The sequence below is a fragment of the Sphingomonas sp. Leaf231 genome, assembly GCF_001421995.1.
In the GTDB taxonomy this organism is placed as follows: domain Bacteria; phylum Pseudomonadota; class Alphaproteobacteria; order Sphingomonadales; family Sphingomonadaceae; genus Sphingomonas.
The window spans coordinates 1-13,306 of sequence record NZ_LMLS01000006.1 but is presented as its reverse complement, the minus strand read 5'-3'; the positions used below and the strand labels follow the sequence as shown (position 1 = coordinate 13,306).

Here is a 13,306-nt window from a genome sequence, read left to right as displayed (position 1 = left end):
GCTATGCTCGCAATGACGGCACGTGCAGGGGACCAGCCGGGTGCCGATCCAAGCCGGTTTACATAAGACATATTATCGCATTCATTGCGTGCGCAGAAAGTGCGAACGCTTCCGCCTCTCGATACCCGACTTCGGTTATAGGCAGGCGCTTCTCCTGCATGATTGCGTCTATTAGGGTCCGACTAAAAATACACCGGACTTTGCCGGCGTCGTCACCCGAACACGGACAATCGGCGGAGACGTTGAGCCTGCGCCCTCGATTGCCCACGCAAATTGATCCTGCCGCTGCAAGCCCGCAGGGCTGCACGAAGCGATAAGCAACGCCATCATGACGGGAAGAGCGGATATGGAAGGAAAGCTCGCCACCACCAATATTTTGTCAGGTTGCTTCGGCACGGTCCATGTCCGTTTTCCAGCACGCCGAAATGGCGTATCTACGACCGACATTGGGCGTGAGCGGAATGACCGAAAGTGGTGGTTAGCGGACGTTCCTTCCAATGCCGCAGCCGCTCGGTTACCGTTGCTGTATGGACGTGCTGGACTGGTTTTCGCTTTGGTATGAGACGCAGTGCGATGGCGATTGGGAGCATGGGTTTGGCCCAAGCATCGGAACCATCGACAATCCCGGCTGGTCGTTGAAGGTCGAGCTAGCCGGAACGGATTGCGATGGACGTGTGCTGGATCGCATCGCTCACAATTACGAGCACGAGACGGACTGGTGGACCTGTTGGACAGAGGGAAATGCGTTCCACGGGCGTGGCGGCCCTCGCCACCTCCGCTTGCTGCTTGAGGCTTTCCGCGAATGGGCGACGAAAGTTCGGTGATGGGCGCTTTCCGTCAGTCCGCTTTGCTGCCCGAGACCGGCCGGTCGACTTTCGGGTGATCCGCTTGGTTCGCGAGCCTCGAAACGGCACGACCTGGTGGTTTGCGGAACGGCAGCTTTTGGAACCTCACCATAAAAAAGCCCACACCGGATACTCGCGTGAAACGCGTCACGTTATAACATGTGTAATCGCGAGGATTTCTCTGTGTGCGTTATACAAGACCTGTGACTAGCGCATCGCGGAAGGTTTGCACCGTGGCCTGCCGAAGCAATGGTGAAGTTCCGAAAACATACCGGACATTAGTTTAATGGCACAATGGTGGTCATGCCGTGTCGGCTCGCCTTATCATACGCAATGTCATGCGCTGAAATCGAGTCAAGTGCCGCCTGAGCAGCCGCAGTTGCGGTAGCGCACGTCGCGGAGTTTATCGCGGCTGCGATTTCGGTACGATGGTCCCAAGCGTATCGAACATGACCATCTTCGTGCGCCAACAGCGAGTTGTAGTAACGATCGAATCGCACCTGCAATCTAGGGTCGTCGCTGCTTAGTCTTGGAACTGTAACCGTTGCGCTAAAGGATATATCTTCCGGCGTAGCCGTACACCTTCCATGTCCGTCATTGCGCCAGCGCCAGCGGAAATCATAGCGACTGAGGCCGTCTACCCGCGTGCCGTCATTGGGATCGGTCGGTCGAGCCTTGTCAATTGACTTGCGGACGGCGGTCGTGTTCTTTCCCTCCACCGTGTACGGAACAATGGTAACGTTGGGTAGGTTAGCGAATGGCGGAGTTGCCTCGCTAGAGCCCGTTACTACGACGGTAGAAGGAAGTGGCGTGGACAGGGCGACATAAGCCGCAAGCGATCCGAATATGAATGGCAGCATGCTTGGAGTTATAGCTTTACTTGATGCTATCGCAATAACTAACCATCATCGAAGGTCGGCTTAGCGGCGGTCCAAGGCTGACTAATCCTGTTGTCGCATTGTGAATGTCAGATTTTGGGAATCGGAAGTACGAACCTTGAATTATTAGCTTCAGGCGCTTCACGCCTTCCGTACGGAACCGGACGGTCGCCTTCCAAATGATCGGGTCGGTTCGGGCGCCTCGGAACGGTAAGGTCTGTTGGAAAGCTGACATAACCGCTAGCGCGATTTCCAAACCAAACGTGCGAAGTCGAGGGCTGATCGCGCGCCCGGGGCCTCAAGCTTGGCTAAGTTGCAAAACGGATCGAGTGCCTCCCCTCGAGATGGCGACGCAGCCGCATCTGCGGGCGTTCGTTCACCCATTGGAACCACACCGGCATAGTTCTGGAACCCCAATATCTGGGCAGTGCGCGCCTCACAATCGGCGCGAACATCCATAATCGTATAAGTCAGCACCGGTGCCAACGGCTGAACCTTAGGCACCAGCAGCATCGCCACTTCCACGATCGATCCAGTGCGCTTCGCATCTCCAACATTCAATGCGGCGACCACTTGATCCGAGCGCTTGAGCTCGCGCCATTCTTCTTGCTGCGCCGCGTTGGCACAGGCGAAAGGTAGAATTATGGCTGTCCAGCAAAATCTGCCGTTCATCGATTGCTCCTCTTGATCTCGCGATCGTAGGTGCTGTTCCGTATGTCCGTTATCGGGCGCTTTCCGCCGGCCCGCTTTCCCGCCCGAAACCGGCCGGTCTGCTTTCGGGTGATCCGCTTGGTTCGCGAGCCTCGGAACGGCACGACTTGGTGGATTAGCGACAGTCCGGTTTCATCATTACGGCGGCAATAGCTGCCGTTTCCAGCTACGAGATGCCATTGCCCGCACCGAGCCGCACTTTGCTTCGGTGCCTGTCGCTGATGTCTCCATCCCATTCAACCTCTCCCGATCTGGAGAGCGCCCGGAGGCATGAGAATGTGAAAAGGTCGCCGACGAAATGACCGGTCTCGATACTGATCGTAAAAAAAGCATCCCCCACGACCCTCATCGCTGGTCGCCATTCGCTCGACACAAACCCCATTATGAGTTTGTCATAACAGTCGAGTGCGGCCGACACCAAAATACCATTTTGAACAATCCGAAGCGATGCATTCGCTTTTCCGAGAGCACACCATGCAAATATGGATTGCTCACATGGCCTCCGTAAACGCACTACGCCGGACGCAAATAGGCACTTCGCACCGATCCGCTTTCCGGCCCGTGAACGTCGCGGGGTGGTGGAACGCGGACATCAGTGGCTTTTAGATTAATGCAGTCTCGCGGGTGAGGCGCGCCACCGGCGCACGTGACATGTTCATGCCCGGCCGAAAGCGACCCGTTAAGAATGCATCCGGAATCGTCGACAGTGTTCGACGGACAATGGCAACAGGATGATATGCACTCATCTTTATCGCCAATCGTTCGTGTTTTCATACAGACCTTTGATACGGAATGTTATTTTGCATTTTGAATACTAAATATAATGGTATATCAAGTTCGCTATAAGGCTAAGAGTTGCCACGAATCATATAGAATGTTTCGTTGATGAGGAAATGTAGCATGCGACTCAACATTCTTGTGGGCCTGTCACTTTTGGCGGTCAACTTCAGCAGTGTGGCGCAGGCGCAATGCGCCAAGTGCGTAAGGCAAAGAGCCGCGTTAGGTAACGTTTATCAGTGTGTTGGAATAGGCCACGGCCAACATCCGAACGGATTCTACATTTACTGCAAAACGACGCCGCTAAAGTAAGATAGATCTGGAGTAAATTCCAATAACTGTGACCAGTTTTATAGATGTGGGTCGACTGGCAGCGCCTTGATCAGCGGAAGAGACCAGCATCGAACAGGCAAGACGGGTATGTGCACAAAAACATCGGCTCAGGCATAAGTCTTCAAGGATAGGTGGTACCGTGAAACTGGCTGTACCTTTGCTGGCCTGCGGTGGGGTCGCTGTCGTTGCCGCCGCGACGTTCCTGATCGGCACGAGGGATGTGCCGCCCGTCGCGGTGAAAGGCCCGGCGAACAACATCGTCGTAATCGCTTCTGCGTCCGGAATGGCGACTTCAAAGCCTGGGCCGCTGGCATCCGGCACGCCGATCCCGTCCCCCTCGCCCATATCCTCGCCGTCTCCAGCCGACGTCCTCAACGTCGACACGCTTGCCGGGGAGATGCTCGACGTCTGGCCCGATATGCGAAACCGCCACGACGACTTGAACAAGGAAGTTCGCGACCCTGCCTGGGCTGCTTCGTCGGAAGCGTTGTTGCGTGAGCAGTTCGCGGCAATGCCCGGTCTTGGGCAGCAAGGTCGCGTGCTCGATATTCGATGTGGATCGGAGACGTGTCAAATAGTGGGAGAGATCCCACCGTCGACGGCAGCAGAGGCCATGGCAGCCATGCAGGATCTATCGTTTCACGAGGCGATGGACAGTCGCGGTTATGGTGAGGGCACAGTGGCGTTCGGCCCCTCGCAGGTGAAGGGGCATGGCGGCTTCATCTATTATTTCACCCGCGCGCGGGAGTCCTGACGGCGGTTCTCGCAATGCGGCCCGATGCAGCAGGGGACAAAGCGCTCCTGCGAAGGCGCTGAGGCGTCGCTTCAGTCCAGGATCTGGCGACGACGGATCATCGAGGGGAAGCGTTCGATAATGAGCGCAATGATAATATTGCTCATAGCCCTAGCTCTGTTGGTCATCCCTCCCGGGCTAATCATTGCACTACCTCCACGATGGTTAATGGTGGCCGCGCCCACTGGCGCTTTGGGCATGTACTCATTGATACACCTCGCTACCGACGGCGACCTCGGCCCGGCAGGTATATTCATAATGGTATTTTTCGAGTTGGTCGTTTCCATCAATATCATCACGCTTGTCGTTCGCTTTCTGAAACCGGGGAAGACGTCCCGTTAATCAGCTTGAAAACATCTGTCGGTAAGTGTCCGTTATCGGGCGCTTTCCGCCGGCCCGCTTTCCCGCCCGAAACCGGACGGTCGGCTTTCGGGTGATCCGCTTGGTTCGCGAGCCTCGGAACGGCACGACTTGGTGGGAAGCGGACGTAGTCCTAAGCGAACCCATCCCTTTTCTGCTTAGGTCGTAGCCGACGCACCCTGCCGGCGTCGGCGTGCCACAGCCGGGTTTCGAACTGCCGGCGTTCTTGTTTTGCTTCGCCGTCACTAGCCTTAGCGCCTTGGCCGAGCCAGTGGCGGTAACCGGCCATGTCGTTCCGATTGAAGCGGCTCAACGCCATGTGTCGGGCTGCGCGCAAGTCGCCTAATTTGTATGCGCGTCGGTATAGTCCGGCCGCGCTGAAAGCTGCCGCTGGCGTGCCAAATGGGTCGGCGCTGCCATCGTTAGAGAACCAATCGGCAAGCTCGATCATCGCGCCCGCGTGCCCGCGTAGAGCAAGGTGCCACATGATCGGGAGCCACTTACCCAAGTGCCGCTCATCTCGGATCGCCAAGCCTTTGAGGTAGAGCCGGTCCGCAGACGTGTCGTCGTTGATGTATTCCATGGTGGACCTTCGCACATGCTTCGTATGTCCGCTATTGGGGCGCTTCCCGCCGTTCCGCTTTCCGGCCCGGGAACCTCGCGAGGTGGTGGAAGGCAGACGCTAGCGAAGCAAGCCAATCCACGCGGCAAGCGACAGGATTGCTCCAGTTCCGTAGATTGTAGCACCCAACCAGAACCACATCGGCTCGTCATCGCGGAAAGGGCTCCAATAAGGAGCCATCGGCATTGTCCCAGTCCGAAGGCCGAGCGCCAGAAGACCGCCGAAGATGAGTAATCCGAGAAATGCGAGCCAGTTCATCGCGCCCGCTTATAGCACTCAAGACGATGTCGGCTATTGGGCGCTTCGCGCCGGCCCGCTTTCCGGTCTAGTACGACGCGAGATGGTGGAAAGCCGACAAGCAGCTCCCCGCGCTCTACCCGGCAAAGCTGCCGTTTCGCAGGTCGACCTAAACGCCGTGAGGACCGTATCGCCGAGCTATGCGCTGGGAGCGCTGGGGTATGGCCTTGGCCGGGTCGAGTTGGACGATCTTTGCGCCGGAGCGCCGCATCGCTGAAACGACTTCTGGCCAGTTCTGGTCGGACACCGCGATGAAAGCCGTTACCTTCGATAGGGATCCATCCGGCAACTTCAGAAAAGCCTTCTTAAGAACGGCCACAAGGTTGGGCTCCGAAAGCGATGCCAGCGCAACCTTGTCCGCATAGCTTTCGGTCAGCGCGTCGTGGACCCACGTCTCCGATACAGCATAATCATCTGCATCAGGAAGACGGAGAACGGTCGTGGAAGGTGTTTCATCGTCACCAATCAGCCGTCCGACCGCCTCGCGCAAATAGCCGTGCCATTCGCGCTCGGCATTAGCTTTCGGACCGAGTAGCGGAGCAAGGAACGCAGCCTTCGCGGATGCCTCGTAAGCGACCTGCGCAGCGAGAACCTTGCGGCCTGCTGCCTGCGCAGCATCCCAAGCGCCTAGATTGATTGGCGATACCCTTCCGTCGACGAGATCGACCGCAATGTCAATCGTGGCAGGATCGGAAACAAAGTTCTCGGTAGGGATCAGGACAGGGATAATCACCTTCCGTCCATCGGGCGAGAAGCGTGGATTGCGCCGCCAATGGATAGAACTAACGGAATGAGGCAGCGCCTTGATGTAGTCAGCTGGCACGACGTCGGACAGGGCGAGTGCACGAAGCATCTTACCCCCCGCACCGTAAATCACGACTGCGTTAGGCCCGTAGCCGGTGCCATGCCAATCATCGAACGTGACTGCATGTTCACCATCGTCTTGAACGAGCGCCAACACCGGAGCCACGTCGTTCGCAATTTGATGTTCCCAGATTGGTCGCCAGCGCCTGTCCACCAGTCGTTCCAATCTTGCGCTCGCGACCAGCGATCCGCCCTTCTTCTGTCCAGCGGGGTCAACATTTTTCACCCTGTCGTCGAAATAACCCAGCTGGCTCTTAAGATCGCGCGGGCTGACCGTGATGCGGGCGTGGCCGGCGCAAGACGTGTAGGTGGTGGTCGTCGGTAATGCCCAGCTGTCGGCACAGGAGGACGAAGGCACGACAGAGACCAAAATCGCTCCCAGGGCGAGCAATCCCAGCGCACGAAATATCCTCATCGCCTGCACCTCTCAGAATACAATGTGCCTCAACAGAGGCGCGTTGTGCAATCCCCTGCCTGAGCCCGAAGTATCGGCTGCGGTGTCGCCATGGCGGCTGTTGGCGCGTGTGTGCGGTGGCTTGAACGGCAACAAGTGGGGCGAAGGCGGCCGTCCCTGTGCGGGTATCCGCCGGGTACAATCGGCATCCCCGAGCCTCCACGTCGAGGTAGAATGGAAATCGAGGCGGAGGGGTTCTCCGCCTCGGTCCGCCGAATGCCGCGTTGCGGTGGAAAGCCGACGTTCGAAGGCGACAGCGGAACGTCGATCATGGTGGAGATTGCCACCATGGAACATACCCCACTTCACACGCCAGCACGCTCGCTTCTCCGGAGTCAACATCTCCTGCCTCGATTGATTGAAGGCGATAGCCACTACCGGAAGCAATCTGCCGCATCTCTTCAACCATTTCCCCAATCGCCGTGTTGCTGACCCGAACGGTTCTCATCGCGACCACTTCGCATTGGCCAAAGCCGCGCAGGGTCAAGCCCTGGGCTTCGAGAAAACTCCACATTAGCTCTTCATCCGCTCCCTCGCTGCAAATGAAACGGCCTCCGATTGGCGCTTCTTCGTCTCCGGTCTGTGCGACGAGGTTCGCGACCGCTTGTGGAAATGCCACCCATTCTTGAGAATACTGTTCCATCGCCTCAACCTGCGCGATCCGACGCATGTCCGCAATCGACGCGATTCCAGCCGTCGCTGTGCGGGTATTGGCGGGGTACAATGGGTGCCGCCCGCCCTCCGCGCCGAGGTAAAATCACGACCGAGGCGGAGACCACCTCCGCCTCGGTCAGTGGAATGTCGCATTGTGGTGGGAAGCGGTCAGGCAGCTTCCGGCGAGCGCCTTGCAAAAACAACCGTTCCCGCAGAGCCTCTCGCCATGCGCCTTCCTATCCTTCTCCTTTTGCCGCTCGTACTGGCTTCTTGCTCGTTGGTTTCAGACGAAAGCCAAGAGGCCACCTCAACCCGCGATGCCTTAGAAGCGAGCGAGCCTGCCGCAATCAAATCGGCGCGCCACGCCTGTAAGCACCTGCGCGAACCGGCGAGAAAACCTAAAGATTTTGACGTCGGAATTTCCAACTATGACGCGTGCCTCGGCGAGCGCGCGAACCTGACCCATCCGGCGAACCCGCATCTTTGTGCTCTCGCCAAGAGCACAATGTCGGCTTCTGGGACCTGCATGTTGAGTGAGTGAATACCCGCAAATGGGCGTTAGCGGTCTGTGGTGGAAAGCAGACCTAGATACAGTCGCCAGTGGAGCAGACCGCTAGAAGGCTAGCAAAGGGCAGAAAGGGGATTGCTGCGACGGTGAAGGCGACCGTTACGCCGATCGTCACCCGACGCGACCATCTCGCCGACCAGATCGCGACCACTCCGATCGCCCATGCTGCAATGAGCACTAAGTATGCGACCACCGTTCCATTCGAAAAAAGACCGGTGTGGGCGGCGGCGAGCAGCAGCAGAACCGGTGCGGCGAGCATAACGGTCATGGCGACGACGGAGCGACTCATCGGTTGACGGTGCCGCCGACCGTCACTGTCCGCAAGTGGGCGCAAGCGGACGGGCAGCGGGTATCCGCAGGGTACAACGAGCTTTCTCCGGGGCCACGGCCGAGGAGCATAGGCCATCGTGGCGGAGGGTATCTCCGCCGCTGCTGTGTCTAGAATGGTAGTTAGCTGCCGTTCGAAATCGCGTCGTCGGTGGAAGCCGTCTTCTCGATCAAACGGCCCTGCGGCACGTCACTGGCGATCAAGCCAGTTTTTGCCATCAGCCAAAGCCGCCAAAGCAGAAATGCCATCCATCCAACCGCGATCGCGAAACCTGGTATGCGCCACCAGTTTCCAAAAAGCGGAGTAGCGAAGAGCGGAAACGCGCCAGCAGCGTACAGCAGCTTGCCGGCGTAGAGGCTTCCGGACTGAACCTCATCGATCCAGATGCGAAACCGCTGATAGATCGTCATGAGGCCTCCTGTGGGGCAAAACCTAGCACATCCGGCTATGTCAGCAATTGGGGCGCTTCCCGACCGTCCGCTTCCCGGCCGACAGCAGCCGGTCGGCTTTCGGGTGATCGGGTCGGCTAAGGAGCCTCGGAACGGCACGACCTGGTGGAAGGCCGTCAGGCGGCTTTAGGACGATTCCAGCCCATAGCGGCCCTCCGCTCCCCAACTTCGAGGCATCGCTCCTTCGTCATAGCCAGAACATTCACAGCCATCGACAGTGCAAAGCATCTGCTCTTCCGTGCCAGCATGGTGGTAGCCGATCGCATGCCCGCACTGGCTGCAATCCCCTGTGCCTATGCTACTAGGTGGTTTGATTGATGCGCGGTGGGGTCGCCGCAAGAGCATGTCGAGAAAGCTCCGCTTGCGGATGATCTCCCCAGTCCAACAAGTCGGCACCTCATGCTTAGGGTCCAAAAAGCCTTGGATCTTGATAAGGATGGGGCCACCAACCCGCTCCTTCCAATCCGCATCCCATGTGACCGACATATACGGCCCCTCGTTCTGCGGGCGCGTGTAGGTAATCCCGATCGGAACGCGTTCTGCCAGATCAGCCCATGCGAAGTCGGCAACTTCATATGCGACGTCGCTGACGCGGAGTTCAAGTTCATCTCGGTCGGCGTCGATGGGCATGCGCAGAGACTGAATGAAGGGCCGCTGTCGGGCAACCTCCATCGGCACACGAATGACCGACTATGGGCGACTGCGGAACAGCGGGTCTCCCGTGTGGGATGGTTTTGCGAACACGAGTTGCAACCTCTAGCGGATCAGTATCCGACCTCAAGAGTGACGATCGTTAGGTGTCCACCGATCCTGCCCACCAAGGTCACGTTCCCACCAGGATAATCAGGCCCGCTCATTGCCATGATGGCGCTGACGTCCATGCGAGCAGTGAAAAGCGGCTTGAAAACATCACGATCGGGGGCCGTGATGATGGTGCCACCAGCACGCTGATCCGCCCAGGCCGCATGTTGCCATGCACTTCCGATCAGCTTCAATGATTGGCCAGGAGGCGGCGCTGGTTGGGGTGGTTCATCAAAGTCGCGGCGGCTGCCACAGTTCGCCTTGCTCATCTTTCCGTTCGAGAGCGTGCCCCCTGTGTAGTCGGCCTGGAAGGAGTAGCACACGCCGTCGCTAAACGAGAGTGTGACGGGTAGAAACCCCGGCGACCAGGCAGCGGTAAGCTGCCTGGTCGAGGTTTCCTCAATCTGGAACGCCCCCACAATTTTGATGCTGCCCGTCGTCGCTCCCCGCTTATAGCTGGGATCGACCTGAAAGAGGCTAGTTAGCGACGAATCTGGGAGGCGGGTCAGGCGAGGCGCAGTCGGGTCGGTCACCACCGCAACGCCGGGCTGTGTCTTTCCCCCGCTGTAGCCAGCGGGTGGGACGAATTGCGCGTACGCGGCCGACCCCAGCATCGCGAGCATGACCGCGACGCCCCAATGCCGCTGCAAGACTTTTGCCATCATCGTGCCCCTCCTCGGGCCAGCGTAGCTTTGAACCATGACAGCGCCGAGGCGCATTATGCTAACTTCCCCCGATCAACGATGGTAAAACGAGAATGTCCGGCTGTGGTGGAAAGCGGCCGTTGGCTCGAAAGCGCTCGACCGCTACTCGTCACCCATAATTTGGAACATCATCGACCACCGACAGCGGCCATATCGCTGGTGCTGCTCGACTTTCTTCGCGAAGGCGATACCCTGGCCGTAACGCGCATCGACCGGCTCGCCCGCTCAATGAACGACTTGCAGGACATCGTGCACGGGTTGAAGGGCATGGGGGCACTGAAGGCGACCGAGCAGCCCATCGAGCGGCGCGTCAACGCGACGGGGACTCGCTTTTACTCACGTCGGATTGCGCAACGGAGCCCAGGTCGATCGGAAATCGCACGAAAATTACGCCCTCGTTAGTTGTTTGGAGGCTGAGTGCAAGGGTCCGTGCCTCAGCGAGACCATAAGGGCAGTGATAATTTACAATTATACCGCAGCCTGTTGCGGGGAGGTAGTTAATACTGCATCCTAGGATCCTCCTTGGGGGGAGGAATCAGATGCGAAACGTGCTAGTTTTGGCGCTCATGAGCTGCGCGCTTTCTGGTTGTACCGTTGCTTCGGCCTATTGGAATAAACCGACCAAGTACAAGGCGCTGCCCGATAAGTCTGACGGGGCTGGGCCCGACCCGGAGGTCGCAACGGTTTCGCTCGATGCCTCAAGGCGGCTGGTTATTAGTCAGCGGTACGCTCATGCACCACGAAAAGGGGCGGCAGGGATCTTGAAGGCAACCTCATCAGGCGACCCTCCCGAAGGTGGCTCCTCCCGTTTTACATGTGCCGAGTCACCGCCAGACATCGCGAATAACACACTGGCGCAATCGCTGATCGCGCTTCAGTCAAAGGGCGAGGCGAACTTCTCTGCAGGGTCAGCGTACCAAGTGATCGCTCAAGCGATTCACGCCAGAACATCGACGGTCGAGACCTGGCGCACGACCTCATCGACTTATTGCTTGTTGCTGATGAACGGGATGGACGACGCTGCGAAGAATTACCTCGAAGTTGCAAAAGTTGCGCTCGCCGCAACGAACGACACGACTGTAACGATACCGGCGGCCGCAGCATCTATCGACGGGCTGATGGCCGCGGTGAACAATGTTGCGAAGAAGCAAGAGGCGGCCAGCGAAGCAGCGGCAAAGAAGGTCGCAGATGAAAAACTGGTGCAAGGGCTTGCAAAGGCTAAAGAGGCTTGTGACAAGATTGCAGAAGCCGATCGCCCAGATAACGTGGATTGTAAGAAGGTGGCAGCGGGCGAGTCCGCTGCCAAACAGGGGCAGGGAAAGCCAGCACCCTCCGGTTGATGGCCAGGTGGACGGCTCGTAACATCCGCGGTGCTTATCGCCGAAGCGATACGAATGTCGACAAGTGGGCGATTGTGTTGAAGAAGTCGGGTTATGGGCCGGAGGCAAGCGGTAGCTGGTTTGCGCTGGATAGGGCTGACCGGCTCAGGCCGGTACTGGGTGCGCCCTCAGCGGGATGAGCTTGGCCATCTTGCGGAGGTTCTGGGCAGTGGCTGCCAGGAGGAACTCGTCTTTGGCGCCGTTAGGACCTCGCAAGCGTAATCGGGCCAGTTTCAGGATGCGTTTGAGGTGGGCGAACAGCATCTCGACCTTCTTCCGCTCACGTCGCGAGGTCACGTAGGCGTCGGTCGTCGCAGTATCGCGGGCCAGGTCGCGAGCGCCTTCGTGGATGGAGCGCAGGATTTTGCGTTGCGGGGCGTTGGGACAGCACCGCGGGCGCAGGTCGCAGGCGTCGCATGCCGCCTTCCGGGCGCGGTATCTATAGAGGCCATCGGCCGGGAGCCCTTCCTTGCCAGCGCGTCCCTCATGCCAGAAGCGGCGCAACTCCTCGCCGGCCGGGCAGGTGTATGCGTCGCGCTCGATGTCATAGCTGAAGTCGGCACGCTCGAAGGTGCCGTCGCGGCGTAGCGATTTGTCGAACACGGGGATGTGCGGGTGGATGTCGCGCTCGTGGACAAGCCAGGCGAGCATCTCGGCCGAGCCGTAACCGGTATCCGCCGCCAGGCGCTCGGGCCAGACGCCAAAGCGGTCCTAGGTCCGTTCGATCATGCGCTTGCACGCGGTGACCTCGGCCTGCCGGATCGCGCTGCTCGCCTCCACGTCCATGATTACGGCATGGTCGAGATCGATAAGGTAGTTGGTCGAGTAGGCGTAATAGGCCTGTCCGCCATGTGCGCAGGTCCAGCGCGACGCCGGATCCGCCGGCGCCAGATACTTCGGCACGACCGGCGTGGCTGCGCCGAATGCGGCATCATCGAGAACGGCAAAATACTCGCGAACGGCACGACTGTCGGCATTAGGCGGCAGGCCTTCGCTACCTGGGCCGCCGGTCTGACGGTTGGCATCGGCGCGGATCAGGCTCGCATCGACAGCGAAGCCTTCGCCACCGACCAGCCCCTCGGCTATACAGCGCTCAACTGTCGTTTCAAACAGCTTGCGCAGCAGGTCGCTGTCGCGGAAGCGGCCATGGCGGTTCTTTGAGAAGGTCGAGTGGTCGGGCACGTCGCCTTCCAGTCCCAGCCCGCAGAACCAGCGATAGGCCAGGTTGAGATGCACCTCGTCGCACAACCGGCGCTCGGACCGGATGCCCATGCAGTAGCCGATGATCAGCATGCGGATCATCAGCTCCGGTGATCTTCCCCTAGTCCGGACACGCTGGGTTAGCCGGTCATGCGCTGTTCGGCTTGTTCGGACGTAAGATAACCGAGGGCCGAGTGCATGCGGTGCCGGTTGTAATAGCCTTCGATCTATCCGAACAGCGCCTGTCGGGCTTCCGCCTGGGTCGCCCAGCGGCATTGATGGACCAGTT

General features: G+C 58.9%; 15 protein-coding genes and 2 pseudogenes. 6 read left to right on the top strand and 11 right to left on the bottom strand.

Going from position 1 to position 13,306, the window contains the following annotated elements:
- The first annotated feature begins 527 nt into the window (after nt 1–527).
- The gene (locus ASE95_RS16465; protein ID WP_056638861.1) at nt 528–824 is read left to right on the top strand and encodes an immunity 53 family protein; all 297 of its coding nucleotides are present in this window, start codon (nt 528–530) and stop codon (nt 822–824) included.
- Between the two features lie 299 nt (nt 825–1,123).
- Here ASE95_RS16465 and ASE95_RS18625 read toward each other — a convergent pair whose 3' ends face one another.
- The 3 genes from ASE95_RS18625 to ASE95_RS18620 form a co-directional block, all read right to left on the bottom strand.
- Nucleotides 1,124–1,705 carry a DUF922 domain-containing protein gene (locus tag ASE95_RS18625; protein WP_082450228.1) on the bottom strand — a complete coding sequence of 194 codons (582 nt, stop codon included), beginning with the start codon at nt 1,703–1,705 and terminating at the stop codon, nt 1,124–1,126.
- A 258-nt stretch (nt 1,706–1,963) separates the two neighbouring features.
- On the bottom strand, nt 1,964–2,395 hold the full coding sequence (locus ASE95_RS17860; protein ID WP_156348100.1) for a hypothetical protein: 432 nt from the start codon (nt 2,393–2,395) through the stop codon (nt 1,964–1,966).
- A 205-nt stretch (nt 2,396–2,600) separates the two neighbouring features.
- Nucleotides 2,601–2,948 carry a DUF3658 domain-containing protein gene (locus tag ASE95_RS18620; RefSeq protein ID WP_162234722.1) on the bottom strand — a complete coding sequence of 116 codons (348 nt, stop codon included), beginning with the start codon at nt 2,946–2,948 and terminating at the stop codon, nt 2,601–2,603.
- 735 nt (nt 2,949–3,683) lie between these two features.
- Between ASE95_RS18620 and ASE95_RS16460 the strand changes: the two genes are divergently transcribed.
- Nucleotides 3,684–4,298: a hypothetical protein gene (locus tag ASE95_RS16460; protein WP_156348099.1), complete on the top strand. Its 615-nt coding sequence runs from the start codon at nt 3,684–3,686 to the stop codon at nt 4,296–4,298.
- A gap of 532 nt (nt 4,299–4,830) precedes the next feature.
- Here ASE95_RS16460 and ASE95_RS16455 read toward each other — a convergent pair.
- From ASE95_RS16455 to ASE95_RS17855, 3 genes are all read right to left on the bottom strand, one after another.
- Nucleotides 4,831–5,280 carry a hypothetical protein gene (locus ASE95_RS16455; protein WP_056638853.1) on the bottom strand — a complete coding sequence of 150 codons (450 nt, stop codon included), beginning with the start codon at nt 5,278–5,280 and terminating at the stop codon, nt 4,831–4,833.
- A 445-nt stretch (nt 5,281–5,725) separates the two neighbouring features.
- On the bottom strand, nt 5,726–6,895 hold the full coding sequence (locus ASE95_RS16445; RefSeq protein ID WP_056638845.1) for a hypothetical protein: 1,170 nt from the start codon (nt 6,893–6,895) through the stop codon (nt 5,726–5,728).
- A 307-nt stretch (nt 6,896–7,202) separates the two neighbouring features.
- Nucleotides 7,203–7,604, bottom strand: a complete 402-nt coding sequence (locus tag ASE95_RS17855) for a hypothetical protein (RefSeq protein ID WP_156348098.1) — start codon at nt 7,602–7,604, stop codon at nt 7,203–7,205.
- A 210-nt stretch (nt 7,605–7,814) separates the two neighbouring features.
- Between ASE95_RS17855 and ASE95_RS17850 the strand changes: the two genes are divergently transcribed.
- Both ASE95_RS17850 and ASE95_RS17845 read left to right on the top strand, forming a co-directional pair.
- Complete coding sequence (locus ASE95_RS17850) at nt 7,815–8,129, top strand: hypothetical protein (RefSeq protein ID WP_156348097.1); 315 nt, start codon at nt 7,815–7,817, stop codon at nt 8,127–8,129.
- 113 nt (nt 8,130–8,242) lie between these two features.
- Nucleotides 8,243–8,452 (top strand): hypothetical protein, encoded by a 210-nt coding sequence (locus tag ASE95_RS17845; RefSeq protein WP_156348096.1) that lies wholly within the window; start codon nt 8,243–8,245, stop codon nt 8,450–8,452.
- A gap of 154 nt (nt 8,453–8,606) precedes the next feature.
- On the opposite strand, the gene ASE95_RS16435 is transcribed toward ASE95_RS17845, so the two are convergent.
- The 3 genes from ASE95_RS16435 to ASE95_RS16425 all read right to left on the bottom strand — a co-directional run bounded on the left by ASE95_RS16435 (nt 8,607) and on the right by ASE95_RS16425 (nt 10,399).
- Nucleotides 8,607–8,894 (bottom strand): hypothetical protein, encoded by a 288-nt coding sequence (locus tag ASE95_RS16435; RefSeq protein ID WP_056638842.1) that lies wholly within the window; start codon nt 8,892–8,894, stop codon nt 8,607–8,609.
- Nucleotides 8,895–9,059: 165 nt separating this feature from the next.
- Nucleotides 9,060–9,563: a hypothetical protein gene (locus tag ASE95_RS17965; protein ID WP_162234721.1), complete on the bottom strand. Its 504-nt coding sequence runs from the start codon at nt 9,561–9,563 to the stop codon at nt 9,060–9,062.
- A gap of 134 nt (nt 9,564–9,697) precedes the next feature.
- A complete protein-coding gene (locus tag ASE95_RS16425) occupies nt 9,698–10,399 on the bottom strand; it encodes a hypothetical protein (RefSeq protein ID WP_156348095.1) in 702 nt (233 codons plus the stop codon).
- A 27-nt stretch (nt 10,400–10,426) separates the two neighbouring features.
- On the opposite strand from ASE95_RS16425, the gene ASE95_RS18615 reads away from it, so the two are divergent.
- Nucleotides 10,427–10,840 (top strand): recombinase family protein, encoded by a 414-nt coding sequence (locus ASE95_RS18615; RefSeq protein WP_443025471.1) that lies wholly within the window; start codon nt 10,427–10,429, stop codon nt 10,838–10,840.
- A gap of 137 nt (nt 10,841–10,977) precedes the next feature.
- Complete coding sequence (locus ASE95_RS17840) at nt 10,978–11,778, top strand: hypothetical protein (RefSeq protein ID WP_156348094.1); 801 nt, start codon at nt 10,978–10,980, stop codon at nt 11,776–11,778.
- A 144-nt stretch (nt 11,779–11,922) separates the two neighbouring features.
- Here ASE95_RS17840 and ASE95_RS16410 read toward each other — a convergent pair.
- Together ASE95_RS16410 and ASE95_RS17835 are read right to left on the bottom strand one after the other, a co-directional pair.
- Nucleotides 11,923–13,128 (bottom strand): annotated as a pseudogene (locus tag ASE95_RS16410) (transposase); the annotation flags it as partial.
- A 29-nt stretch (nt 13,129–13,157) separates the two neighbouring features.
- Nucleotides 13,158–13,306, bottom strand: a pseudogene (locus tag ASE95_RS17835) (IS3 family transposase); the annotation flags it as partial.

Bases quoted from the DNA above. Each gene is read 5' to 3' on its own strand.
- ASE95_RS16465 (WP_056638861.1), top strand. From the start codon at position 528: ATGGACGTGCTGGACTGGTTTTCGCTTTGGTATGAGACGCAGTGCGAT.
- ASE95_RS18625 (WP_082450228.1), bottom strand. From the start codon at position 1,705: ATGCTGCCATTCATATTCGGATCGCTTGCGGCTTATGTCGCCCTGTCC.
- ASE95_RS17860 (WP_156348100.1), bottom strand. From the start codon at position 2,395: ATGAACGGCAGATTTTGCTGGACAGCCATAATTCTACCTTTCGCCTGT.
- ASE95_RS16455 (WP_056638853.1), bottom strand. From the start codon at position 5,280: ATGGAATACATCAACGACGACACGTCTGCGGACCGGCTCTACCTCAAA.
- ASE95_RS16445 (WP_056638845.1), bottom strand. From the start codon at position 6,895: ATGAGGATATTTCGTGCGCTGGGATTGCTCGCCCTGGGAGCGATTTTG.
- ASE95_RS17855 (WP_156348098.1), bottom strand. From the start codon at position 7,604: ATGCGTCGGATCGCGCAGGTTGAGGCGATGGAACAGTATTCTCAAGAA.
- ASE95_RS17850 (WP_156348097.1), top strand. From the start codon at position 7,815: ATGCGCCTTCCTATCCTTCTCCTTTTGCCGCTCGTACTGGCTTCTTGC.
- ASE95_RS16435 (WP_056638842.1), bottom strand. From the start codon at position 8,894: ATGACGATCTATCAGCGGTTTCGCATCTGGATCGATGAGGTTCAGTCC.
- ASE95_RS17965 (WP_162234721.1), bottom strand. From the start codon at position 9,563: ATGCCCATCGACGCCGACCGAGATGAACTTGAACTCCGCGTCAGCGAC.
- ASE95_RS16425 (WP_156348095.1), bottom strand. From the start codon at position 10,399: ATGATGGCAAAAGTCTTGCAGCGGCATTGGGGCGTCGCGGTCATGCTC.
- ASE95_RS17840 (WP_156348094.1), top strand. From the start codon at position 10,978: ATGCGAAACGTGCTAGTTTTGGCGCTCATGAGCTGCGCGCTTTCTGGT.